Origin of the sequence: Cellulophaga sp. HaHaR_3_176 (genome assembly GCF_019021925.1) — a bacterium.
In the GTDB taxonomy this organism is placed as follows: Bacteria; Bacteroidota; Bacteroidia; order Flavobacteriales; family Flavobacteriaceae; genus Cellulophaga.
The window spans coordinates 2,610,198-2,632,125 of record NZ_CP058990.1 but is presented as its reverse complement, the minus strand read 5'-3'; the positions used below and the strand labels follow the sequence as shown (position 1 = coordinate 2,632,125).

General features: G+C 31.7%; 21 protein-coding genes and 1 tRNA gene. 14 read left to right on the top strand and 8 right to left on the bottom strand.

Annotation, left to right across the window (positions count from 1 at the left end; genetic code table 11):
- Positions 1-183 (top strand): CPXCG motif-containing cysteine-rich protein, encoded by a 183-nt coding sequence (locus tag H0I23_RS11650; RefSeq protein ID WP_216783470.1) that lies wholly within the window; start codon positions 1-3, stop codon positions 181-183.
- Between the two features lie 5 nt (positions 184-188).
- Here the strand turns inward: H0I23_RS11650 and H0I23_RS11645 are convergent, their stop codons facing one another.
- Positions 189-824 (bottom strand): SDR family oxidoreductase, encoded by a 636-nt coding sequence (locus tag H0I23_RS11645; RefSeq protein ID WP_216783469.1) that lies wholly within the window; start codon positions 822-824, stop codon positions 189-191.
- A gap of 602 nt (positions 825-1,426) precedes the next feature.
- Positions 1,427-1,813, bottom strand: coding sequence for a DUF983 domain-containing protein (locus tag H0I23_RS11640; protein WP_216783468.1), 387 nt, complete (start codon positions 1,811-1,813; stop codon positions 1,427-1,429).
- 146 nt (positions 1,814-1,959) lie between these two features.
- Between H0I23_RS11640 and H0I23_RS11635 the strand changes: the two genes are divergently transcribed.
- The gene (locus H0I23_RS11635) at positions 1,960-2,835 is read left to right on the top strand and encodes a helix-turn-helix transcriptional regulator (protein WP_216783467.1); all 876 of its coding nucleotides are present in this window, start codon (positions 1,960-1,962) and stop codon (positions 2,833-2,835) included.
- Positions 2,836-2,918: 83 nt separating this feature from the next.
- On the opposite strand, the gene H0I23_RS11630 is transcribed toward H0I23_RS11635, so the two are convergent.
- A tRNA-Met gene (locus H0I23_RS11630) sits at positions 2,919-2,991 on the bottom strand.
- A gap of 233 nt (positions 2,992-3,224) precedes the next feature.
- On the opposite strand from H0I23_RS11630, the gene H0I23_RS11625 reads away from it, so the two are divergent.
- The 3 genes from H0I23_RS11625 (at position 3,225) to der (ending at position 7,192) form a co-directional block, all read left to right on the top strand.
- Entirely contained in the window at positions 3,225-4,706 is a 1,482-nt protein-coding gene (locus tag H0I23_RS11625; RefSeq protein WP_216783466.1) for a Na+/H+ antiporter NhaC family protein, read from the top strand.
- A gap of 48 nt (positions 4,707-4,754) precedes the next feature.
- Entirely contained in the window at positions 4,755-5,642 is an 888-nt protein-coding gene (gene era / locus H0I23_RS11620) for a GTPase Era (protein ID WP_216783465.1), read from the top strand.
- A 242-nt stretch (positions 5,643-5,884) separates the two neighbouring features.
- Positions 5,885-7,192, top strand: a complete 1,308-nt coding sequence (gene der / locus H0I23_RS11615; protein ID WP_216783464.1) for a ribosome biogenesis GTPase Der — start codon at positions 5,885-5,887, stop codon at positions 7,190-7,192.
- 154 nt (positions 7,193-7,346) lie between these two features.
- Here der and H0I23_RS11610 read toward each other — a convergent pair whose 3' ends face one another.
- Complete coding sequence (locus H0I23_RS11610; RefSeq protein WP_216783463.1) at positions 7,347-7,676, bottom strand: MerR family transcriptional regulator; 330 nt, start codon at positions 7,674-7,676, stop codon at positions 7,347-7,349.
- A complete protein-coding gene (locus H0I23_RS11605) occupies positions 7,676-8,653 on the bottom strand; it encodes a M23 family metallopeptidase (RefSeq protein WP_216783462.1) in 978 nt (325 codons plus the stop codon). Before H0I23_RS11605 ends, H0I23_RS11610 begins: the two co-directional genes overlap by 1 nt.
- A 189-nt stretch (positions 8,654-8,842) precedes the next feature.
- Between H0I23_RS11605 and alaS the strand changes: the two genes are divergently transcribed.
- From alaS to H0I23_RS11590, 3 genes are all read left to right on the top strand, one after another.
- Positions 8,843-11,458 carry an alanine--tRNA ligase gene (alaS, locus tag H0I23_RS11600; RefSeq protein WP_216783461.1) on the top strand — a complete coding sequence of 872 codons (2,616 nt, stop codon included), beginning with the start codon at positions 8,843-8,845 and terminating at the stop codon, positions 11,456-11,458.
- 89 nt (positions 11,459-11,547) lie between these two features.
- A complete protein-coding gene (locus H0I23_RS11595) occupies positions 11,548-12,498 on the top strand; it encodes a GSCFA domain-containing protein (protein ID WP_216783460.1) in 951 nt (316 codons plus the stop codon).
- Positions 12,495-13,106 carry a DUF4230 domain-containing protein gene (locus H0I23_RS11590; protein WP_216783459.1) on the top strand — a complete coding sequence of 204 codons (612 nt, stop codon included), beginning with the start codon at positions 12,495-12,497 and terminating at the stop codon, positions 13,104-13,106. Before H0I23_RS11595 ends, H0I23_RS11590 begins: the two co-directional genes overlap by 4 nt.
- Positions 13,107-13,108: 2 nt before the next feature.
- Here H0I23_RS11590 and H0I23_RS11585 read toward each other — a convergent pair whose 3' ends face one another.
- From H0I23_RS11585 to H0I23_RS11575, 3 genes are all read right to left on the bottom strand, one after another.
- Positions 13,109-14,860 (bottom strand): aromatic amino acid hydroxylase, encoded by a 1,752-nt coding sequence (locus tag H0I23_RS11585; RefSeq protein WP_216783458.1) that lies wholly within the window; start codon positions 14,858-14,860, stop codon positions 13,109-13,111.
- Between the two features lie 143 nt (positions 14,861-15,003).
- Positions 15,004-15,555 carry a DUF4136 domain-containing protein gene (locus tag H0I23_RS11580; protein ID WP_216783457.1) on the bottom strand — a complete coding sequence of 184 codons (552 nt, stop codon included), beginning with the start codon at positions 15,553-15,555 and terminating at the stop codon, positions 15,004-15,006.
- A gap of 75 nt (positions 15,556-15,630) precedes the next feature.
- Positions 15,631-15,792, bottom strand: coding sequence for a DUF5522 domain-containing protein (locus H0I23_RS11575; protein ID WP_216783456.1), 162 nt, complete (start codon positions 15,790-15,792; stop codon positions 15,631-15,633).
- 184 nt (positions 15,793-15,976) lie between these two features.
- Here H0I23_RS11575 and H0I23_RS11570 point away from each other — a divergent pair, with 184 nt between their 5' ends.
- The 6 genes from H0I23_RS11570 (at position 15,977) to H0I23_RS11545 (ending at position 21,909) form a co-directional block, all read left to right on the top strand.
- Entirely contained in the window at positions 15,977-16,324 is a 348-nt protein-coding gene (locus H0I23_RS11570) for a hypothetical protein (protein WP_216783455.1), read from the top strand.
- On the top strand, positions 16,317-17,222 hold the full coding sequence (locus H0I23_RS11565) for a 1-aminocyclopropane-1-carboxylate deaminase/D-cysteine desulfhydrase (protein WP_216783454.1): 906 nt from the start codon (positions 16,317-16,319) through the stop codon (positions 17,220-17,222). Before H0I23_RS11570 ends, H0I23_RS11565 begins: the two co-directional genes overlap by 8 nt.
- Positions 17,222-18,052, top strand: coding sequence for a glucosaminidase domain-containing protein (locus H0I23_RS11560; protein ID WP_216783453.1), 831 nt, complete (start codon positions 17,222-17,224; stop codon positions 18,050-18,052). Before H0I23_RS11565 ends, H0I23_RS11560 begins: the two co-directional genes overlap by 1 nt.
- A gap of 8 nt (positions 18,053-18,060) precedes the next feature.
- Positions 18,061-19,350 (top strand): glutamate-1-semialdehyde 2,1-aminomutase, encoded by a 1,290-nt coding sequence (gene hemL / locus H0I23_RS11555; RefSeq protein ID WP_216783452.1) that lies wholly within the window; start codon positions 18,061-18,063, stop codon positions 19,348-19,350.
- Between the two features lie 193 nt (positions 19,351-19,543).
- Positions 19,544-20,542 carry a glycosyltransferase family protein gene (locus tag H0I23_RS11550; protein WP_216783451.1) on the top strand — a complete coding sequence of 333 codons (999 nt, stop codon included), beginning with the start codon at positions 19,544-19,546 and terminating at the stop codon, positions 20,540-20,542.
- Positions 20,543-20,544: 2 nt separating this feature from the next.
- On the top strand, positions 20,545-21,909 hold the full coding sequence (locus tag H0I23_RS11545; RefSeq protein WP_216783450.1) for a GH1 family beta-glucosidase: 1,365 nt from the start codon (positions 20,545-20,547) through the stop codon (positions 21,907-21,909).
- The last annotated feature ends 19 nt before the right edge of the window (positions 21,910-21,928 follow it).

Below are 21,928 nucleotides of genomic sequence, written 5' to 3'. Positions count from 1 at the left end.
ATGTTCGAACATTATTTTCAATGTCCATACTGTTGGGAAGAGATATCAATGCTTTTAGATAGTTCTGTAACAAATCAAACATATATTGAAGATTGTGAGGTTTGTTGTAACCCGATAGAGCTCACGCCTAAATTTCAGGATAATGAGCTTATCGGATTTGAAGCTAATGATATTGAACAGTAAATAGTTTAACTTTTTACAGTATCAAGAGCATCACCAATTAAAGTGTCACCTTTTAAAATTTCGAACATTTCTTTATTTGCAACATCATCATGTAAACTCCTTACTAATGTTTGTGCTACATCATCTCTGCTAATAGAACCTTGTTGATTTAATTTCTTAGATAATGTAACTTTTCCAGTTCCTTTATCATTAGTTAAGCTCCCAGGTCTAACAATAGCATAGTTTAATCCACTTTCTTTCAAGAATACATCTGCATTGTGTTTAGCTTCTAAATACTCTTTTAAATCCTTTGCTTGGTCGGGGTTGTCAGCACCCATTGTGCTAAGCATAACAAATTTTTTAGTTCCATTAGATTTTGCTGCATTAATTAAGTTTTTTGCACCTTCTTGGTCTACTTCAACAACTTTTTTTCCACCAGATCCTGCTGCGAAAATTATTTTATCTATGTTTTCTGTCGCTTTAGAAAGATCTTTATTTTCTAAATCAGCAAGTATAACGTCTATGTTTTTATCTTGAAACTGCTTTTTTTGATCCTCTTTACGAACCATTGCTATTGGGTTAAAATATTGAGTTTCTTTTAAAAGATTTACTATTTTTTTTCCTGTGGTACCATTGGCGCCAGCTATTAATATATTTTCCATTTTCTTTCTTTTTTATTTGAAAACAAAGTTAAAGGCAATGAGGAGAAGTTGATGTCGTAGACAATATCTATATTAACGCATATAAGATATGTTAGTTAAAGATTTTTTATTAAACTTAAATAAACGAGCTGTACGTATACTTAAACTTTTAAGGGAGATTTTTTAAATAAAAACTACTTTAGTTTGTTCATTACTAATTTACCAGCTTAGCAAATTTTTATAATTGTTATCATTTATTTAGAGACCTTTTAACTTGTTATTTTAATTTTGTAAGATAAATCTACAATCATAGTGAGTTGAGTATTATGAATTGATACTAAGGGTCTTAAATAACATTTTTTTAAGACATTTTGTACGCAACTCTTTCAATAAATAGCATCTACTGTACGTTAGTAAGTAGTAATATTATAATATTGAGAATGGAAGAATTATTGAAATTATGTTTAGGATTTATTGAGAACAATCCAACTATCTCTATAGTTATCAGTGCTATTGTTTTAGTAGTTTTGGTTTATCTTGAAATAAAAAAGAATTATCTAAAAGAAGGTTCAAATAGTTAAAAATCGTTTTTTATTAAATTTTTAATCACACCATCTTAAACTTTAAGATGGTGTTTTTTGTTTTTTATAGCTTTTGAAAAAATTGATCCATATATTCCTAGATAATCGAAGTATAATTGGGAGCAGAAAAATCATTACGCCACAAATGATTAAAAAAGAAGTTAAGATGTCAATTTTCAAAATGAAATAAGAAATAACAAAAGCTGCGCATGCAAATGCGATACCAACAGGGTAACTAACATACATAGCTCCAAAGAAGAAAGAAGGCTCCATTTTATATTTTGTACTACAATGGCTGCAACGTTCATGCATTTTTAATGTAGACCCAATTTTATATGGGTTAGACTCGATATACATACTTTCTTGGTGGCATACAGGGCAGGCACCTGTAATCATACTATATAATTTTGTTTCTTTAAATAAATTCATATTAAAATACGTTAAAATGTAACATTTAGGACATTTGAATATATTTATCAAAATCAATTTCCCTAAATTAAAGGCTAATTTAATTGTTTTTAAGGAGTATAATAACGCTTATATTCGCATTTTTAGATACTATAAAGACATTTTGAATGGAGAATTACCCTATTTATGAAATCCAGAATTTTAATGCTCATTTAAACACGAATGATTTATATATTAATACATTTAAAAATCACTTAATAAACCATAGTTTTATAGAGAGTTCTCATTCGCATAATTTTTATTTATTAGTTTTATTTACAAATGGGACAGGAACCCATAAAATAGATTTTAATACGTTTGAAATACAAAAAGGGGCTATGTATTTAATACAGCCAGGGCAAGTACATAGTTGGAAATTATCTGACGATATAGATGGCTATATAATTTTTTATTCGAAAGAAATTTATAATTCTTATTTCGGTCAGAAAAAAATACAAGATTATCCATTTTATGAATCTTTAAACAATATCTCCGAAGTCCAGTTTACTGAAATGGAGTTAGATGATATTGAAGTTTATTTCAGACTTCTTATTAAAGAAAATATAATTAATAATAGTAGAAAAATAGATAAGCTATTAAATCTTATTGATTGTATTCATATTGAAACTTCAAGAAAACATTTAGAAGAAAATGTAAACATGTATCATTCATACCATCAACGCTTGGAAAGCTTTGATGTTATTTTAGAAAATTATTATAAAACAGAAAAATCCCCATCTTTTTATGCATCGGAGTTAAATATTACTTTAAAACATTTAAACCGAATTTGTAAGCATGTTTTAAATAAAACGGTAACCATGCTTATTGCAGAGAAAATTGTAATTGAAAGTAAGCGTATGTTAACTTTTAGTGATAGAGCTGTTGGTGATATTGCTCAAGAATTAGGATTTGAAAACTATTCGTATTTTTCTAAAATTTTTAAAAAATATACAAAAACTACACCTTCAAAATTTAGAGAACGGCTTGGAGCTGATAAGTGGTAAAGTTTGAATTGATTAATTGTTATTTAAATAAAAGTGTGTAAAACAAAAAAGCCTTTCAGTTTCCTGAAAGGCTTTGAATTTAGTAGCGGGAACTGGACTCGAACCAGTGACCTTCGGGTTATGAGCCCGACGAGCTACCTACTGCTCTATCCCGCGATTTGCGTTTTCAAAATAACCAACTTAGCTTTTAAGCTTTCAGTTCATAATGCTGACTGAATTATTTCGGACTGCAAAGATAGTTACTTTTTATGATTTGCCAAATCTATTTTCAATTAAATGTCATTTTTTTTATTTAACTACTTAAAATAGGGTATTTGTGAGCTACTTACTTAAAAACTTACTATTTTGTACGGGTTTTAAAAAACTACCCCATTACAAAACACTTATTTATGGAAAACTACGGCTTACTGTCAATTTTGCCACCAGTTATTGCGATTATTTTAGCGCTTAAAACTAAACAAGTATATATAGCTTTACTTTTTGGAATATGGTTTTCGTGGGTAATCATGAACGATTGGAATGTATTGACAGGAACCTTATCAGCCATAGAGGGTATGGTAAATGTTTTTAAATCAGAAGGAAACACAAGAACGATAATGTTTAGTGCACTTGTTGGTGCTTTATTATTATTTATTCAATACTCAAAAGGGGTAGAGGGTTTTATAAATCAATTAAATAAAGTAATAACATATTTTGAGAAAAAGCAAAAGGGGTATAGCAGAGTGGTAGTTCAGTTATTAGCAGTATTTACAGGCTTATTATTGTTTGTAGAAACAAGCATTAGCTCTTTAACAGTTGGTACGCTGTATAGGCCAGTTTTTGATAAATTAAAAATACCAAGAGAGAAGTTGGCTTACATTGCCGATTCTAGTTCTGCACCATCCTCAATTTTAATTCCTTTTAATGCTTGGGGAGCTTTTATAATGGGGTTGTTAGTTACACAGGGTTTAGAAAATCCTTTTGGGTTATTACTTTCTTCTATAATGTATAATTTCTACCCTATACTAGCTATAATAATTGTTTTTATAGTCATTTTGACCAAAAAAGATATTGGTCCGATGGCTAAAGCTGAAAAAAGAACTAGAGAAACAGGCAAACTTTTAAATGACAATTCTAAACCAATGCTTTCTAGTGAGGTAACTTCTTTAGCTCCAAAAGTAGGTATACAGGCAAAAGCTTATAATATGATAGTGCCATTGGCAACAATGGTATTTATGATGCCAATTAATTTGGTTTACACAGGTTGGGAATCAGTTGAAAATGCTACTTCATTTTCTGATCACGTTTTTCAGGCCATAGGGCAAGGCTCAGGCTCATCATCTGTTTTATATGCAGTACTTACCGCTATTTTGGTAGCAATGGTAATGTATCGATCACAAAAAATAATGAAAACCAAAGAAATGATTGATTTGGTTTTAAAAGGGATAAGTGAGTTAATGCCGTTGGCTTTATTAATGTTATTAGCATTTGCAATTGGTGATGCATGTAACCAATTAGGTACAGGAGCTTTTGTAGCAAACTGGTCTAGAGATTGGTTGTCACCAGAATTTTTGCCAGCAATTATATTTATAATTAGTTCATTTATAGCGTTCTCTACAGGTACTTCATGGGGTACTTTTGCTATCATGATGGCTATAGCTGTGCCGATGGCAGAAGTTCATGATGCATCTATAACCTTAGTAATAGCGGCAACTTTGGGTGGTGGTATTTTCGGAGATCACTGCTCTCCTATATCTGATACCTCTATAATTTCGTCAATGGCATCGGCAAGTGATCATATAGATCATGTAAATACACAACTGCCTTATGCCTTAATTGGTGGAGGAGTTACAGTAGTGTTGTACTTAATTTTAGGGTTTCTTATGAATTAAAGCAATACAATAAACTACCTTTGTATTTTTAAATGATAAAATAGTAAAATGGCAGATCATAAAGCTGGTTTTGTAAACATTATAGGAAATCCGAATGTAGGTAAGTCTACATTAATGAATGCATTTGTAGGTGAAAAATTATCAATTATCACTTCAAAAGCACAAACTACAAGACATAGAATATTAGGTATTGTTAATGGTGATGATTTTCAAATGATCCTATCTGATACACCTGGTATTATCAAGCCTGCTTATGAGTTGCAGTCTTCTATGATGGATTTTGTGAAATCTGCTTTTGAAGATGCAGATATTTTAATATACATGGTAGAAATAGGAGAGAAAGCATTGAAAGATGAGCGTTTCTTCGATAAATTAAAAAATAGTAAAATTCCAGTTATTTTATTATTAAATAAGATTGATGTTTCAGAACAAGGTGTTTTAGAAGCGCAAGTGCAATATTGGCAAGAGCAATTGCCAACAGCCGAAATACACCCAATTAGTGCATTGCAAAATTTTAATGTAAAAGAAGTTTTTCTTCGTATAATTGAATTGCTACCTGTTTCGCCAGCATTTTACCCTAAAGATCAGTTAACAGATAAGCCAGAAAGGTTTTTTGTAAATGAAACTATTAGAGAGAAAATATTACAGAATTATAAAAAAGAAATTCCTTATTCTGTAGAAATTGATACTGAAGAGTTTTTTGAAGATGAGGCTATTATCAGAATGCGTTCTGTAATTATGGTAGAGCGCGATTCTCAAAAAGGAATTATAATTGGGCATAAAGGTGCCGCTTTAAAAAGAGTAGGTGTAGAAGCTAGAAAAGATTTAGAAGTATTTTTTGATAAGCAGGTGCACCTAGAGTTGTACGTAAAAGTTAATAAAAACTGGCGTAGTAATGCAAACCAGTTAAAAAGATTTGGCTACAACCAAGGGTAATAAGTAGTTAGGTTTTAAATATATTTTATGTTTCAAACATAAAATAGTAATAAATAATATAAGAAAAATCCTTAAATTGATATACGATTTAAGGATTTTTCTATTTATAGAGCCTCCTTTCATACTTTATATCAAAGTTTTAGCTATTTTTAGCCGACTTTTCACAGTAACAGCTATTTAGGCATAGAAGATATCATTTTTCTTCAAATAATAATAGTACTTTTGCAGCAAAATAACGAAGTATGAGTGCTATTGTAGCCATTGTAGGAAGACCTAATGTTGGTAAATCAACCTTTTTTAATAGATTAATTCAACGTAGAGAAGCTATTGTTGACGCCGTTAGTGGTGTTACACGTGATCGCCATTATGGCAAAAGTGATTGGAATGGTAGAGAATTCTCTGTTATTGATACAGGAGGATATGTAAAAGGTAGTGACGATGTTTTTGAAGCTGAAATTGATAAGCAGGTAGAATTAGCTATTGATGAGGCAGATGCTATAATTTTTATGGTAGATGTAGAAGCAGGTGTTACTGGCATGGATGAAGATGTAGCTAATTTGTTACGTAGAGTAAAAAAGCCAGTTTTATTAGCTGTTAATAAAGTGGATAACTCAAAAAGAGCTGAAGATGCTGTAGAGTTTTATTCTTTAGGTTTAGGAGAATATTTTACCATAGCAAGTACAAGCGGTAGTGGTACAGGAGATCTTTTAGATGCCTTAGTAGAAGTACTGCCTGAGAAAGAAATAGATAAAGATGATGAGTTGCCTCGTTTTGCTGTAGTTGGTAGGCCAAATGCGGGTAAATCATCTTTTATAAATGCATTGATAGGCGAAGAGCGTTACATTGTAACAGATGTAGCAGGTACAACAAGAGATAGTATTGATACAAAATATAATCGTTTTGGGTTCGAATTTAATTTAGTAGATACTGCGGGTATTCGTAGAAAAGCTAAAGTAAAAGAAGATTTAGAATTTTATTCAGTAATGCGCTCTGTTAGGGCGATTGAGCATGCCGATGTTTGTATTCTTATTTTAGATGCTACGCGTGGTTTTGATGGTCAGGTTCAGAATATATTCTGGCTAGCACAACGTAATAACAAGGGTATTGTAATACTTGTTAATAAGTGGGATTTAATAGAGGAAAAAGAAACAAATAGTATAAAGCATTATACTCAAAAAATAAGAGAAGCTATGGAACCTTTTACAGATGTTCCAATTCTTTTTATATCAGTATTAACTAAGCAGCGTATTTTTAAAGCAATTGAAACTGCAGTTCAGGTATATGAAAGTAGAAGTCGCAAAATTCAAACACGTAAGTTTAATGATGTGATGCTTCCTATTATCGAAAACAATCCTCCGCCAGCTTACAAAGGTAAGTTTGTGAAAATTAAATTTTGTACGCAGTTACCAACTCCATATCCACAATTTGCTTTCTTCTGTAATTTACCACAGTATGTGCGTGACCCATATAAGCGTTTTTTAGAAAACAAATTAAGAGAGAATTTTGATTTTAATGGAGTGCCGATCTCTGTTTTTATGAGGAAGAAATAAATAAATGGTTACTGTTAAAATATAAAAGAGGGCTGAATTCTAATAAAGAATTCAGCCCTCTTTTTATTGTCAATATTAGTAATTATAATAAATAGAACAGCAGCATTTAAATTAGCACAATATGTCAATTTACATTGACTGTAAGTTCCTTAAATTATAATTGACTTTTAATTTTGATAAGTTCGGCTTTAACACCTTCTAATTTTTGGATGATATCAAAAGTAGAAAGCGTTTGGCTCTTATTTTCCTTTAAATGTGTTTTAGCGCCCTCTAAAGTAAAACCTCGCTCTTTTACTAAGTGAAAAATTAATTGCAAGTTCTTTACATCTTGTGGTGTAAACTTACGATTGCCTTTTGCATTTTTTTTAGGTTGTAAAACATCAAATTCCTTTTCCCAGAATCTAATCAATGAAGTGTTCACGCCAAATGCTTTAGCAATTTCGCCGATACCATAATATCTTTTTTCAGGAAGTTCTATATGCATTAATCTAGTGATTGGTTTTCCTGCGTTGCAGTTTTTAACATATTTTCAAATTCTTCGGCCGTTAAACTTCCGTAGTAAAAATTAATAGGGTTTATGCGTTCACCGTCTTTAAAAATTTCATAATGTAGGTGTGGTGCTTCAGATCTTCCTGTGCTACCAACAAAACCTATTAGGTCACCACGTTTAACTTTTCTGCCAGCGGTAACATTGTATTTACTCATATGGGCATATAAACTTACATAGCCAAAGCCGTGATCTATTCGTATGTGATTACCATACCCTGATGAGTTACTGTCGGCTCTAGTTACTTTTCCGTCACCTGTAGCGTAAATAGGACTTCCTTTTGGAGAAGAAAAATCCATTCCCCAGTGCATCTTTCTTGCTTTTGTAAACGGGTCAGACCTCCAGCCATAACCTGAAGCCATTCTTTTTAAATCTTCATTATTTATGGGTTGTATAGCAGGTATTGCAGCAAGTAGCTTTTCTTTTTCTTCAGCAAGTATTGTTATCTCATCTAATGATTTAGATTGTATAACCATTTGCTTCTGTATAATATCCATTCTTTTTGTTGTAGCAGAAATCATTTCAGAATTATTAAATCCTTCTAATGATTTGTAACGGTTAACACCACCAAAACCAGCTCTTCTTTGCTCGTCAGGTATAGGGTTAGCTTCAAAATATAATCGATATATGTTATTGTCCCTATCTTCTATATTGGCTAATACTTGTTCTATTTGAACCATTTTTCTATTCAAAAGTTCAAATTGAAGCTCATAGTTTCTAACTTCTCGTTCTAATGATAGTTCTTTCGGTGTATTTATAAAACTTGTATTTAATAATATAGTCAAGCCTAATAGGCCAAATAAAAGCGAACCCAGTAAAAACAGGCCAACATTCCTGTATTTTCTAGATTTTTGAGCTTCTATTTTGCGATACGATAAAGTATCTGGATCGTAATAATATTTTACTTTAGACATAAATGGATTTTATCCTATTTTTGTGCTTTTAAATAAGGTAACAAACAAATATAAAAATTGTTTTGTAGATTCTGTTAAAATTATCAAAACCTTAGCTTTTTGCTATAAAATTTAGGTAATTAAAACGTTTTTCTATAAAATAATGACTGTAACTTTGCTTTATCTGCTGAGAACAATAAAATTAAACTAATGAAGTCGCAAGAAATACGCTCAAAATTTTTAGAATTTTTTAAAGAGAAAGATCATAAAATCGTTGCATCTGCACCAATGGTTGTGAAAGATGATCCTACTTTGATGTTTACAAATGCGGGAATGAATCAGTTTAAAGAATTTTTCTTAGGAAATACAGAGCCTAAATCTTCTAGAGTTACTGATAGTCAAAAATGTTTGAGGGTTAGTGGTAAGCATAACGATTTAGAAGAAGTTGGTAAAGATACGTACCACCATACTATGTTCGAAATGTTAGGCAACTGGAGTTTTGGTGATTACTTTAAAAAAGAAGCAATTGAATGGGGATGGGAGTTTCTTGTAGATGTTTGTAAGATTGATAAAGATAGTTTGTACGTTACTGTTTTTGAAGGCAGTAGAGATGCAGATAAGTTAGAGCAGGATACAGAGGCACTAAACCTTTGGAAAAATATTGTGCCAGAATCTCAAATTTTATTCGGAAACAAAAAAGATAATTTTTGGGAAATGGGAGATCAAGGACCATGCGGACCTTGTTCAGAAATACATGTAGATATTCGTTCAGCAGCAGAAAAGGCAAAAGTTTCGGGCGCATCATTAGTAAATCAAGATCACCCTCAAGTGGTTGAAATCTGGAACTTAGTTTTCATGCAATACAATCGTAAGGCTAATGGTCAATTAGAATCTTTACCAGCAAAGCATGTAGATACGGGAATGGGCTTTGAACGTTTGTGTATGGTTATGCAAAACGTACAGTCTAATTATGATACTGATGTTTTTACACCAATTATAAGAGAAATTGAAGCGATTACAAATAGTACCTATGCTAAAGATGAAAAAATAGATATAGCTATTAGGGTAATTGCAGATCATATTCGTGCAGTATCATTTTCTATAGCTGATGGGCAGTTGCCGAGTAATACAGGTGCTGGTTATGTAATTCGTAGAATATTACGTAGAGCTATTCGTTATGGGTTTACTTTCTTAGATACAAAAGAGCCTTTTATGTATCGTTTGGTAAAAGTACTTTGTGATAGCATGGGTGCTGCATTCCCTGAATTAAAAAGTCAACGTCAATTAATAGAAAATGTTATTAAAGAAGAAGAGCATTCTTTCTTAAAAACATTAGATCAAGGTTTAGTTTTATTAGATACAATAATATCAAACGCAAACTCTAAAGAAATAGATGGTAGAAAAGCATTTGAATTATATGACACTTATGGTTTTCCTATAGATTTAACAGCACTTATTTTAAATGAAAGAGGCCTTAGTTTAGATGAAAAAGGTTTTGATGTAGCAATGCAAGAGCAGAAAAAACGTTCTAGATCAGCATCAGAGATTTCTAAAGAAGATTGGACAGTTTTATTAAACGATTCAGAACAAGAGTTTGTTGGTTATGATACGCTAGAAGCTAACGTGAAGTTAGTTAAATACAGAAAAGTTACCTCTAAAAAAGATGGAGAACAATATCAACTAGTATTTAATTTAACGCCTTTTTATGCAGAAGGTGGTGGTCAAGTAGGTGATAAAGGGTATTTAGAGCAAAGTAACGGCAATGTTGTTTATGTTTTAGACACGAAAAGGGAGAATAACGAAATTATTCACTTTACGAAAGATTTACCTGCAAATAGAACTGAAGTGTATAAAGCTGTTGTAGATGAAAAACAACGTCGCAGAACGGAAGCGAACCATACAGCTACACATTTGTTGCATCAAGCGTTAAGAGAAGTTCTAGGTACACATGTAGAGCAAAAAGGTTCTGCTGTGCATTCTAAATATTTACGTTTTGATTTTTCTCATTTTTCTAAAGTTTCAAGTGATGAGCTTAGGGAGGTGGAGAATTATGTAAATTCAAGAATTGAAGGAAATTTAGCATTAGAAGAAGGTAGAAACATACCAATGCAGCAGGCTATCGACCAAGGAGCAATGGCTTTGTTTGGTGAAAAATATGGAGATGCTGTACGTACCATTCGTTTTGGTCAGTCAATAGAGCTTTGTGGTGGTACACATGTAAAGTCTACAGGCGATATTTGGCATTTTAAAATAAAATCAGAAGGAGCTGTAGCTTCAGGTATTCGTAGAATTGAAGCAATAACATCTGATGCTGTAAAAGATTTTTATTCAGAAAATAATCAAAAATTATCTCAGGTAAAAGATATTTTAAATAATGCAAAAGATCCTGTAAAAGCAGTAACAGCCTTGCAAGAAGAAAACGCAAAACTTAAAAAAGAAATAGAAGGTTTATTAAAAGATAAAGCAAAGAACCTAAAAGGTGATTTATTAAATGAAATAAAAACTATAAATGGAATAGACTTTTTAGCGAAAAAGGTAGATTTAGATGCCTCGGGTATTAAAGATTTATCTTTTGAAATGGGCAGTAATAAAGAAAATTTATTCTTGTTGCTAGCCGCTGAAAATGATGGGAAAGCATTACTTTCTTGCTACATATCAAAAGAGTTAGTTGCAAGTAAAGAGTTAAGTGCGGTAATTGTTGTGCGTGAGTTAGGTAAGTATATACAAGGTGGCGGTGGTGGCCAACCTTTCTTTGCAACTGCTGGAGGTAAAAACCCAGGCGGAATAGCCGAAGCTGTAGAAAAAGCGCAAGGATATTTAGTTTAGATACGGTATAATTATTCTTAAATATTTATAAATAAGACTTAGTAGTTTACTTTTGGTAAATTGTACTAAGTCTTTTTTAATTTTAATAAATGAAACTTCAAACACAAGTGCCTTTATCAAAAGTAGAACATCCTATTGATTATAACAGTCAAATGTTATTGCTGGGGTCTTGTTTTGTAGAAAATATTGGCAAGAAGTTTTCATATTATAAATTTCAAACGGTTCAAAACCCATTCGGAATTTTGTTTCACCCTTTAGCAATTGAAAAATTAATATCAAGGGCTATTGGTCAAAATGAATATACAGAGAAAGATGTATTTTATTTAAATGAAAGATGGCAATGTTATGATGCGCATTCCGATTTATCTTCCGTTTCTAGAGATCAATTAGTTCAAAATTTAAACAATGGTTTGTCTGTTACACTAGATCAAATCAAAAAAGCATCTCATGTTATTATAACACTAGGTACGGTATGGGTGTATGCTTTAAAGGAAACAGCTCAAGAGGTAGCAAATTGTCATAAAGTACCACAGAGGGAGTTTGATAAGAAAATACTAAGTGTTTCTGAGATTGTAGCTAGTTTGCAAAATACAATCGCTCAAATAAAAAGTGTTAATGCTGAGGTGAAAATTATTTTTACAGTTTCACCTGTTCGTCACTTAAAAGATGGTTTTGTAGAAAATCAATTAAGTAAGGCTCATTTGTTAACGGCAATTCATGAAGTGCTTAAAGATGGAAATGCGGTGTATTTTCCTAGTTATGAAATTATGATGGATGAGCTTCGTGATTATCGTTTTTATGCAGATGATATGATACACCCAAATACAATGGCAGTAAATTATATTTGGGAGCAATTTAAAAGCGTTTGGGTATCTGATAGTATTGAACCAATTATGAATGATGTCGATTCAATTCAGAAAGGGTTACGTCATAGACCTTTTAATCAAGAGTCAGAACAACATCAGAAATTCACTGTTAATTTAGAGCGTAAAATTGCTTATCTTCAAGAAGAATATTCATTTATGAATTTTAAAAAATGAAAAGATTTATAGTAGGTGTTTTAATCACTTTAACAGCAGTATTTGTTTTTAGATCTTGCTCTGAAGATGAAAAAGAGAAATCTATTTTGAAAGAGAACTCTATGCTTATTCAAGAGCAAATAGCTAATGTTTCTAAGTTAATAGTAACAGAAGGGCATTTTGCTGAGGTTTATAATTATAAAGATTCTAAAGATTTATTTGGGCCTTTGGTAACTGCAGAGAAAAAAGCATTGGTAGTTGTTAATGCTGATGTAACTGTAGGTTACGATTTAAGTAAAATAGAATTTAAAGTAGAAGAAGAAACAAAAACTTTAATTATAAAAAGTATTCCAGAGCCAGAGATTAAATTGAATCCTGATTTTGAATACTACGATGTCACGTCAGATTTTTTAAACCAGTTTGATGCTGATGATTATAATAAAATAAAGAAAAACGTTAGAGCATCTTTAATGAAGAAAGTCGAGAGTTCTTCACTAAAAAGCAATGCCCAGAATAGATTGTTAAGTGAGCTTTCTAAGTTTTATATTTTAACAAGCTCTATGGGCTGGACTTTGGAATATAATGGTAATGTAGTTGATGATAATCTTCTAGAATTAATAAAAGGCTAGTTTTAAACAACTAAACTTTGATTTACTAAGGTTAAACCGTCATCTATTAAATGACCAACTTTAGGGTTGTTTTGTTTTACAGAATTCAAATGAAGAATAATTTCTTGAGCAAAATCATTATCATTACTGTTCTTAGCAAGTTCATACAACTCTACTGATAAAAGCCAATCTTTAGGGTAGTTGCTTTTAATTTCTTGAAAAACCTTATTTCTAGAAATAGTCATATTTATACCTTCTCTATATTCTTTTATTTGTTGGTAGTAAAGCTCTAGTAGAGAACTCTCTTCGTTTTTAATAGGCTTAATAGTAGTGTTTATTACTTGATGAGTAATTAAATCAAAACTAGATAAATCTGCAGGGCCATTAAAGGCAGATGCAATATGTTCACCAATAGCCATGTGATATAAACCAAACTCAGGCTTAAATAAAATAGTTTTTTCGTGTGATACAGTACAGTTTTCAAAAGTGATTAATATGATTTCTCCTCTTAAATTACGTGTTCCTGTAATAATGTCGCCATGTATTTTAATACCACCTTCAAAATCTAATGTAATTGTTTGTTCTTCAAAAATATTATAAGCCTTTAAATCTCTAGGGCTCATATCTTCAATAGCAAGGTTTATACCTACTAATTTTCCGATAGGCGAACCAAAACCTTCGGTGTGGTGTTTTGTGCTATGCCCTACTAATTCTTTTTCTCTATAAGATAAAGCTGTTTTTCCTGTGGTTTGAAAATAAACAGGTTTGCTATCAAATTCAATAACATTTGTAAAACTTCCTGAAATTTGAATACCTGTACTTAACTCTATAGTGCCTAACTCTTTTGATGCGATAAGTTTTTTAATTCCGGATAATCCACCTTTTCTTAAGGCCATAGTATTCGCAAACTCTTCTAAAACTTGACTTAAATATGCAAAATTAGGCGTTACGAATAACTGCGGCTGTGGTTTCGTAATATCAAAAGGAGTGTGAGCAGCTTCAATAGAATAGGGTAGTTTAACAACTTGGTCGGTCATACACCAAGCACTTTCTCCGATTGAAGAAAGTAAACCAGCGCCATATATTTTAGGATTTTCAGTAGTGCCAATTAAACCATACTCAACAGTCCACCAATGCAAGTTTCTAATTAAAGCCATTTCACTTGGCTCACCCATATTATCTTGTAAATCTTCAATATGCTTTTCAGCTTTGGCAATTAAATCTTGTGGTGTGCCATGAGCTTCTTTAATGATTGATAAATGTCGAACAGCTTCATATAGTTCATAATCTTTAGCACTAGAAATAGCTTTGCTTCCAATTTCACCAAAACGTCTTAAGTATTCGGCATATTCAGGATTAGCAATGATGGGGGCGTGCCCAGCACCTTCGTGAATAATATCTGGTGCAGGAGTATATTCTATATGCTCTAATTGGCGAATATCAGAAGCAATTACAAGTACATTATAGGCTTGAAATTCCATAAAAGCAGATGGAGGTATAAAGCCATCTACAGCAACAGCAGCCCAGCCGATTTCTTGTAAAATGCGGTTCATACCATACATGTTAGGTATGTTGTCAATAGAAATTCCAGTTTTATTCAGTCCAACTAAATACGATTTATGAGCAACTTTGCTTAAATAATCTACATTTTTACGCATTACATAACGCCATACAGCTTGGTTTACAGCGGTGTATTCGCTATAGTCTTGTGGTTTTATAAATTGCTGTAAATGCTTTGGAAGTTTATCTAAAATAGGATTGCTTTCGTAAGACATAATTAAATTATTATTCAGTTCTAAAGATACGAAATACAGATAACACTTATTAGTACAGCTTTGAGTGTTATAGTTTTTTATGATTAATTTTTGAAGATAAATTAATATAATAAAAAACCCGCTGAGTAGCGGGTTTGTATTTTTTAGTTAGCAGCCATTGGCGGATAAGCTTTTAGAATTTCAGAAACAAACTCTTTAATTCGTTCTTCTTTTTTCTCAACTTTTTTTGTTTGATATAATGATCCAATTCCTTTTCCTTGCCAAACTAATTGCTTGTTTTTGGCATCAATTAAATCTATATATAAAGACCCTTCAGTGCGAGTGCTAACTTGGTTTCCATACATGTTAGCTCCACCCCAATACGGGTTCCAGCCCCAACCGAAACCACCGCCCCAGTAGTTGTTATAGATATCTACTTGTTGTTTCTCTTTAGTAAAAATGCTTACTAATATATCTGGATTTTCAGATTTAGAAAAACCTCTAGCACTCATTTCGCTTTCAATAGCACGCAAAATTCTTTTTTTGTCTAAATCAGAAATCTGAGCTTTATCAATACCTGTTTTGTAAAAAGCATACGTTTTAAACGTATTAAAATTGGCTTCTTTATCGTAATCTGCTAAAACACGTACAGAAGTACAAGAGCTGAATACCAGTAAAGCAAGCACAGGTATCGCTAAAAGTCTAACTATTTTCATAATAATTTATATTATTGGATTAACATTAATTTTTCTATTTATAAGGCATCAACAATCATGCCGAATCATTGATAATCAGTTGCGTGAGTTGGTTTTTCCGTTATAGCCATATGGGCAATGCCTGCAGCCGCTTTCACAACAATAACCTCTTTTTAAATGAAACTGTTCTGTAAAAACTTTATACCCTTGTTCTGATAGGTAAAAATCGCCTTCTTCAATAGGTATGTTTTTTTTCATATTTTTAAGTAAGCTATATTGTAAAAATAAATCTTCTTAAATAAAATACGATAATTAATAAGCACTTTAACCTTTTGTATTTTTCACAATTCTGTACTTGGTCGCATTTGTGGGCTGTAAATCTATGAAATTTGTTATGGCACACTTTTAGCTTGTATATTCGTATAGATTGCAAAACGTCAGAATGATTTTAGTTTCAAAACATTTTTTTTATAAGAATTACGTAGGGTTAACATTATGGCCTTTTATTATTCTTAAAAATAGCTCGCTTAAAAAGGATACAGTTCTTATCAACCATGAGCGTATTCATTTAAAACAGCAGCAAGAATTGTTGCTTTTGCCTTTTTATATCTTGTATTTGTTTGAGTGGGTATTGCGTTGCGTTTACTATTTTGATAGTTATAAAGCATACCAAAATATAAGCTTTGAAAGAGAAGCTTATATAAATGAGAAAAACTTAAAATACGCATCAGAAAGAAAACCTTTCAGCTTTATTAAATATCTTTGGCTTTCAAAGCATAAAGGTGAATAGTATAAATCAACAAGTAAAACTTCCTTTATTAGATCAAAAACAAATCTCTCTTTTTGTAAAAAGAGAAGATTTGATACACCCATTTATTTCAGGTAATAAGTACAGAAAATTAAAGTATAATTTAATTGAAGCAAACATAAAAGATTATAAAACGATTTTAACTTTTGGAGGGGCTTATAGTAACCATATAGCTGCAACAGCTTATGCTGGTAAAGAAAATGGATTGCGAACTATAGGTGTTATTAGAGGTGAAGAGTTAGCAAACAAGTGGCACGACAACCCTACTTTAGTTTTTGCTAAAAAAAACGGCATGCAATTTAAGTTTGTTACCCGAGAGTGGTTTAGAAACAAAAATAGTGAAGAGGCACATCAAGAACTCGAAAACGAATTTGAAAAATTTTATATAATACCGGAAGGCGGCAGTAATACGTTAGCAGTAAAAGGTTGTGAAGAAATATTAAATGAAGATGATGCTGATTTTGATGTAATTACATCATGCGTTGGAACAGGTAGTACTATAGCTGGGATTATTAATTCAGCTAAAGAACATCAAAAAGTTATTGGTTTTCCTGCTTTAAAAGGTGATTTTTTAATTAAAGATATTTGTAAATTTGCACCAGAATTTGGCTGGCAGTTACAAACAGACTATCATTTTGGGGGTTACGCAAAAGTTTCTAAAGAGTTGATAGACTTTATAAATGATTTTAAGTACAAAACAACAATAGCATTAGAACCTGTATATACTGGTAAAATGATGTTTGGTTTGTTAGATTTGATTGCTAAAGATTATTTTAAGCCAGGCACTAAAATTTTGGCAATACACACAGGAGGTTTACAAGGTGTAAATGGAATGAATATTGTTTTGAAAAAGAAAAGTTTACCACTATTAAAAGTATAATGAAAAAAGTTACACTAATAATCATCTTAGTTTTTTTTGCTGCATGTAAATCAAAAAAACGAACAGTTTCTAGCTCTAAAAAACCTACTATAGAAAAAAGAGAAGAAGTTAAGGTTACTGAAATTGAAACAGAAAATGGTGATGTTTACGTGTTGCCAGAAGATTCAGGTAAATTTATAGAGTTTCCTATAACATCAGTGCAAGAATATATAGATACGTTTGCTGAAATTGCTCAGTTTGAAATGAAAGCTTACGGAATACCAGCAAGTATAACTTTAGCACAAGGTATTTTAGAAAGTGGGTATGGCCGTAGTGTTTTAGCTAAAAAAACAAATAATCATTTCGGAATTAAATGTCATAAGGGTTGGGAGGGCGATTATGATTTTCATGATGATGATGAAAAAGGAGAGTGTTTTAGAAAGTACAATCACCCGATGTATTCTTTTAGAGATCATAGTATTTTTTTAACTACAAGAGCACGTTACTCTTTTCTTTTTGATTTAGGGCACGATGATTATCGTGGTTGGGCAAAAGGCCTAAAGCAGGCTGGTTATGCAACTGATAAAAAATATCCCAATAAATTAATTTCTTTTATAGAACAATATCAATTACATAAATATGATAGGGGTGTTGTGAATAAAGGATATCCAGAAACAAAACCACCAAAACAATATGAGACTAAAACACATATTGTAGAAAAAGGGGATACGTTATATTCTATCTCAAGAAGGTATTTTGTTTCTGTAGATGAATTAATGAAAATCAATAAAATGAATGATAGCAACTTATCTGTAGGTCAACGATTAGTTGTAAAATCATTAAAAAAATAGAATTACAAATGCAATATCAAAGAAGCAGTAAATTATTTGCTGAAGCCCAAGAGTATATACCTGGAGGCGTAAATTCGCCCGTTAGAGCTTTTAAAGCTGTTGGCGGGACACCAATATTTGTAAAAGAAGCAAAAGGTGCTTACTTGATTGATGAGGATGGTAATCGTTTAATTGATTATATCGCATCATGGGGTCCGTTAATTTTAGGTCATGCTTATGATCCTGTTATTAATGCAGTGATTGAAAAAGCTAGAAAGGGAACTTCTTTTGGTATGCCAACGGAAATAGAAACGGATTTAGCAAAATTAGCAGTTTCAATGGTGCCCAATATTGATAAAATTAGATTTGTAAATAGTGGTACAGAAGCTTGTATGAGTGCTGTTCGTTTAGCGCGTGGTTATACAGGAAAAGATAAAATTATTAAATTTTCAGGCTGTTATCATGGGCATTCAGATTCTTTTTTAATTCAAGCAGGTAGTGGAGCTGTTACTTTTGGTAGCCCAAATAGTCCAGGGGTAACTCAAGGTACTGCAAAAGATACATTATTAGCAAATTATAATGATTTAGAAAGTGTACAGTCTTTAGTTGATGCAAACAAAAGAGAAATTGCAGCTGTAATAATAGAACCAGTTGCAGGTAATATGGGTTGTATTATACCACAAGAAGATTTTATTAAAGGATTAAGAGAATTATGTACAAAAGAGGGTATCCTTTTGATTTTTGATGAGGTAATGACAGGCTTCAGATTAGGAAAAGGTGGAGCTCAAGAAGTATTAGGTATTAATGCTGATATAGTTACTTTCGGAAAAGTTATAGGAGGAGGTCTTCCTGTAGGTGCTTTTGCAGCACGTAATGAAATTATGGCAAAATTAGCACCTGATGGACCTGTTTACCAGGCAGGTACACTTAGTGGTAACCCGTTAGCTATGAGTGCAGGTTTAGCAATGTTAACAGAACTTAACGCAAACCCTAATATCTTTAGAAGTTTAGCAGATAAAACATCTTATTTGCATAAAGGCTTAGAAAAGGTATTGAGAGATAATGGAATAAAACACCAAATTAATAGATTTGGTAGCATGATTTCTGTTCATTTTACAGATGAGCCTGTTGTAGATTTTGCATCTTCAGCAAAAGGTAATAATGAAACTTTTAAGAAATATTTTCATGGCATGTTAAATAAAGGTATTTATTTACCACCAAGTGCTTTCGAAAGTTATTTTTTAAATGATGCACTTTCTTATGAAGATTTAGATGCAACAATAACCGCTTTAGAAAGCATTGTCGATGATTTGAAATAGACTAAATTTTATATTAATAGTTAAAAAAAAGAGGCTGAAAGCCTCTTTTTTGTGCTTAACAATCACATAATGTATTCTTAAACTACTCATTCATTTATCTCTGTAAAATAATATAATATTTGATAGGGTTGAAAATAGGTTTGTTTACTTTCTTTATTGTAGATCAAATACACTATCTAAATAGCTATTATAAATGAAAGTATTATATGCAATTCAAGGGACAGGGAATGGACATTTAAGTAGGGCTCGTGATATTATTCCTATCTTATTAAAAAAAGATCTCGAACTAGATATTTTATTGAGCGGAACGCAAGCAGATATTGATATTCCATACCCTATAAAATATCAGTTTAAGGGTTTGAGTTTCATTTTTGGAAAAAAAGGTGGTGTTGATTTGTGGAAAACGTATATCAGAGCAAATTCAAAAAGACTCCAGAAAGAAATAAAAAGTTTGCCTATTGATGATTATGACTTAATTATAAATGATTTTGAACCCGTTTCGGCATGGGCATGTAAATTAAAAAATAAACCTTGTATTAGTGTAAGTCATCAAGCGGCAGTATTAATGAAGGGTAGCCCTAAACCACGAAAGCCCGATCCGTTGGGACGTTTGATTTTAAGGAGATACGCGCCTACTACAAAACAATATGGATTTCATTTTAGCAATTTTAACCCTAGTATTTTTACGCCCGTAATTCGTGAAGATGTGCGAAAGGCTAAAGTTGAGGTAAAAAATCATTATAGCGTTTACTTACCATCGTATAGTGATGCGAAAATATTAAAAATACTATCTAAGGTTCCTAACGCTACTTGGGAAGTTTTTTCAAAACATAATAAACAAATTGTAACAAGTGGTAACGTTACAATAAAGCCTATTACTAATGAGGCATTTATTGAAAGCATGGCAACAAGTTTAGGTGTTCTATGTGGTGCTGGTTTTGAAACACCTGCAGAGGCATTATTTTTAAATAAGAAATTATTGGTTATACCAATGAAAGGGCAATACGAACAACAATGTAATGCAGCTGCACTTAAAAAAATAGGTGTGCCTGTGATGAGGTCACTTAAGAAAAAGCATTTAAATCACATAAAAAATTGGATTGTAAATGATGCTAAGGTTGTTGTTGATTACCCAAATATCACAGAAGATATAATTGATACCGTATTGTTAGAGAATTTGAAGACTCGTTAATTATGATTAAAAACAAAACTTCAAAAAAAACTAAGTTTACAAGTAAAAAGTTCGGAGAAGATTTTGTTTGGGGAGTTTCTGTAGCTGCCTATCAAATAGAAGGAGCTCATGATAAGGATGATAAAAGCCCTTCAATTTGGGATGCTTTTACAAGTAAAAAAGGTGTTATTCATAAAAATCAACATGCTAATACGAGTTGCGATTTTTATCATAATTACAAAGAAGATATACTGTTGATGAAGAAAATGAATATTTCTAATTTTAGATTTTCATTGTCTTGGTCGCGAATTATTCCTAATGGAGTTGGAGAGGTTAGTGAAAAAGGGATTCAATTTTACAATGATGTAATTAATTTTTGTTTAGAACAAGGTATTGTGCCTTGGGTGACATTATATCATTGGGATTTGCCACAGGTTTTACAAAAAAAAGGAGGTTGGGTAAATAGAGAAGTCATCTCATGGTTCAAAGAATTTGCTAGCGTTTGTGCGCAAAATTTTGGAGATAGAGTTAAACATTGGATGGTTTTAAACGAACCAATGGTTTTTACAGGAGCAGGTTATTTTTTAGGAGTTCATGCACCTGGTCGTAAAGGTTTGAATAATTTTTTACCGACAATACATCATGCTGTTTTATGTCAATCTGCAGGAGGTAGAATATTGAGGAAAATGGTGCCGAATGCTCTTGTAGGAACTACATTTTCATGTTCTTATATTACACCTATTGATAAGAAGAAAAAAAATATAATAGCAGCAGAAAAAGCAGACGCTTTGTTAAATAGGTTATTTATAGAACCTTCATTAGGGTTAGGTTATCCTTTTGAATCGGCTCCAATATTAAAGCGTTTAAAACCATATATAAAAGATGGTGATGAAGACGATGCAGTTTTTAATTTTGACTTTATAGGCATACAAAATTATACCCGTGAAGTAGTACAACATAGCTATTTTGTACCTTATTTAAATACAAAAATTATTGAAGCAAATAAGCGAAATGTAAATACGACATTAATGAATTGGGAGGTGTACCCTAAGAGTATTTATAAAATGATTAAGAAGTTTAATTCGTATAAAGGGATAAACAAATTGATAATTACAGAGAATGGAGCTGCTTTTAAAGACGTTATTGAAAAAGGTGAAGTAAATGATGTGGAAAGAAAGAAGTTTTTGAAAGAATATTTAAAACAGGTTTATAAAGCAAAAGAAAAAGGGTTGAAAGTAGATGGTTATTTTGTTTGGACTTTAACAGATAACTTTGAGTGGGCAGAAGGGTATAGGCCAAGGTTTGGTTTAGTACATGTAAATTTTGAAACTCAAAAAAGGATACTTAAGGCTTCAGGAAAATGGTTTGGGAAGTTTTTAAAAAGTTAGTATAAAATAAAACCGAGAT

What these genes read in the sequence shown, in the direction of transcription:
- H0I23_RS11650 (WP_216783470.1), top strand. Translation starts at nt 1, where the DNA reads ATGTTCGAACATTATTTTCAATGTCCATACTGTTGGGAAGAGATATCA.
- H0I23_RS11645 (WP_216783469.1), bottom strand. Translation starts at nt 824, where the DNA reads ATGGAAAATATATTAATAGCTGGCGCCAATGGTACCACAGGAAAAAAA.
- H0I23_RS11640 (WP_216783468.1), bottom strand. Translation starts at nt 1,813, where the DNA reads ATGAATTTATTTAAAGAAACAAAATTATATAGTATGATTACAGGTGCC.
- H0I23_RS11635 (WP_216783467.1), top strand. Translation starts at nt 1,960, where the DNA reads ATGGAGAATTACCCTATTTATGAAATCCAGAATTTTAATGCTCATTTA.
- H0I23_RS11625 (WP_216783466.1), top strand. Translation starts at nt 3,225, where the DNA reads ATGGAAAACTACGGCTTACTGTCAATTTTGCCACCAGTTATTGCGATT.
- era (WP_216783465.1), top strand. Translation starts at nt 4,755, where the DNA reads ATGGCAGATCATAAAGCTGGTTTTGTAAACATTATAGGAAATCCGAAT.
- der (WP_216783464.1), top strand. Translation starts at nt 5,885, where the DNA reads ATGAGTGCTATTGTAGCCATTGTAGGAAGACCTAATGTTGGTAAATCA.
- H0I23_RS11610 (WP_216783463.1), bottom strand. Translation starts at nt 7,676, where the DNA reads ATGCATATAGAACTTCCTGAAAAAAGATATTATGGTATCGGCGAAATT.
- H0I23_RS11605 (WP_216783462.1), bottom strand. Translation starts at nt 8,653, where the DNA reads ATGTCTAAAGTAAAATATTATTACGATCCAGATACTTTATCGTATCGC.
- alaS (WP_216783461.1), top strand. Translation starts at nt 8,843, where the DNA reads ATGAAGTCGCAAGAAATACGCTCAAAATTTTTAGAATTTTTTAAAGAG.
- H0I23_RS11595 (WP_216783460.1), top strand. Translation starts at nt 11,548, where the DNA reads ATGAAACTTCAAACACAAGTGCCTTTATCAAAAGTAGAACATCCTATT.
- H0I23_RS11590 (WP_216783459.1), top strand. Translation starts at nt 12,495, where the DNA reads ATGAAAAGATTTATAGTAGGTGTTTTAATCACTTTAACAGCAGTATTT.
- H0I23_RS11585 (WP_216783458.1), bottom strand. Translation starts at nt 14,860, where the DNA reads ATGTCTTACGAAAGCAATCCTATTTTAGATAAACTTCCAAAGCATTTA.
- H0I23_RS11580 (WP_216783457.1), bottom strand. Translation starts at nt 15,555, where the DNA reads ATGAAAATAGTTAGACTTTTAGCGATACCTGTGCTTGCTTTACTGGTA.
- H0I23_RS11575 (WP_216783456.1), bottom strand. Translation starts at nt 15,792, where the DNA reads ATGAAAAAAAACATACCTATTGAAGAAGGCGATTTTTACCTATCAGAA.
- H0I23_RS11570 (WP_216783455.1), top strand. Translation starts at nt 15,977, where the DNA reads ATGATTTTAGTTTCAAAACATTTTTTTTATAAGAATTACGTAGGGTTA.
- H0I23_RS11560 (WP_216783453.1), top strand. Translation starts at nt 17,222, where the DNA reads ATGAAAAAAGTTACACTAATAATCATCTTAGTTTTTTTTGCTGCATGT.
- hemL (WP_216783452.1), top strand. Translation starts at nt 18,061, where the DNA reads ATGCAATATCAAAGAAGCAGTAAATTATTTGCTGAAGCCCAAGAGTAT.
- H0I23_RS11550 (WP_216783451.1), top strand. Translation starts at nt 19,544, where the DNA reads ATGAAAGTATTATATGCAATTCAAGGGACAGGGAATGGACATTTAAGT.
- H0I23_RS11545 (WP_216783450.1), top strand. Translation starts at nt 20,545, where the DNA reads ATGATTAAAAACAAAACTTCAAAAAAAACTAAGTTTACAAGTAAAAAG.